The following is a 1,496-nucleotide window of genomic DNA, read 5'->3' on the forward strand; positions in this document are numbered from 1 at the left end:
ACAGCGGGCGCGACTGCCTTCGTTGCGGGCTTCCTCCGCGGCTCGGCCGCCCTGCTGGCCGCGGACGACCGACTGTTCGCGCTCATCGACACCTGGCTCGCGGCCTTGTCCTCGGAGGCCTTCGCCGACGCGGTGCCGCTGTTGCGCCGCGCGGTCGGTGAGTTCAGCTCGGCCGAGCGCCGCACCCTCGGCGACCGGGTGATGGCCGGTGGCCGCAAGGCCGTGACCATGCCCACCGGGGACTGGGACGAGGACCGGGCCGAGCGCCTGGCCGCCCACGTCCGCGACCTGATCGGAGCGTCGGCATGAGTGACGAACGGCAACGGCGGTGGCGGCTGCTCCTGGGCGCCGCGGCCGGTGAGATGGGCGGCCTGGGCGAGGACGACGGCCGTCGCGACGGTGCGCTGACCGCGCTCTACGGTGGCGGCGGCGAGGGCGCGGACGGCAAGCGGTCCGCCGGCCTGGGCAACAGCAATCCCGTGCTGCACCGCTGGCTCGGCGACGTCCGGACCTACTTCCCGACGTCGGTCGTGCAGGTGATGCAGCGTGACGCCGTGGAGCGGCTGGGCCTGAACAAGCTGCTGCTCGAACCGGAACTCCTGTCCACAGTGGAGCCGGACGTGCGGCTCGTGGGCACCCTGGTCTCGCTGTCCAAGGCCATTCCGGCGCGTACCCGGGAAACCGCGCGGGCGGTGGTGCGCAAGGTCGTCGAGGACGTCGAGCGCCAGCTGGCCGATCGCCTGCTGGCCGCTGTGCACGGCGCGATCGACCGGTCCAGGCGGACCCGTCGACCCCGTCTGTCCGATGTGGACTGGGCCACGACCATCCGGGCCAACCTGAAGAACTACCAGCCGGCGCAGAAGACCGTGGTCGTCGGCGACCTGATCGGCCGGCAGCGGCGGTCGCGCACGGCGTCGTTGCGGGACGTGGTGCTGCTGGTCGACCAGTCCGGTTCGATGGCCGAGTCGGTCGTCTACTCTGCCGTGTTCGGCGCGGTCCTGGCCTCGATCCGGGCCGTCGACACCAAGCTCGTCGTGTTCGACACCGAGGTCGTGGACCTGACCGAGACCCTGGACGACCCGGTCGACGTGCTGTTCTCCACGCAGCTGGGCGGCGGCACCGACATCAACCGGGCGGTGGCCTACGGCCAGTCGCTGATCAAGCGGCCGGCCGACTCGGTGATGGTGCTGATCAGCGACCTGTTCGAGGGCGGCGTGGCCGGCGAGCTGCTGCGGCGGGTGCGGGAGCTGGTGGCCAGCGGCGTGACCGTCGTGGTGCTGCTGGCGCTGTCCGACAGCGGCGCCCCGGCCTACGACCACGAGCTGGCGGCACGGCTGTCCGAGCTGGGTGCGCCGGCCTTCGCGTGTACGCCGGACCGGTTCCCTGACCTGCTGGCGGCTGCGCTGCGGCGGGACGACGTGGCAGCCTGGGCAGAGGACGCGGGCATGGCGGTCGGCAGATGACCTGGTCAGGAGCACACGAACGTGCGCTTCCCA

General features: G+C 72.3%; 2 protein-coding genes. Both read left to right on the top strand.

Annotation, left to right across the window (positions count from 1 at the left end; translation table 11 throughout):
- On the top strand, positions 1-309 hold a 309-nt coding region (locus tag KUTG_RS61635), incomplete at its 5' end, for a DUF5682 family protein (RefSeq protein ID WP_043720329.1).
- Entirely contained in the window at positions 306-1,463 is a 1,158-nt protein-coding gene (locus KUTG_RS25875; RefSeq protein WP_043720331.1) for a vWA domain-containing protein, read from the top strand. The genes KUTG_RS61635 and KUTG_RS25875, both read left to right, overlap by 4 nt.
- Positions 1,464-1,496: the final 33 nt, after the last annotated feature.

Source organism: Kutzneria sp. 744, assembly GCF_000568255.1.
GTDB lineage: Bacteria > Actinomycetota > Actinomycetes > Mycobacteriales > Pseudonocardiaceae > Kutzneria.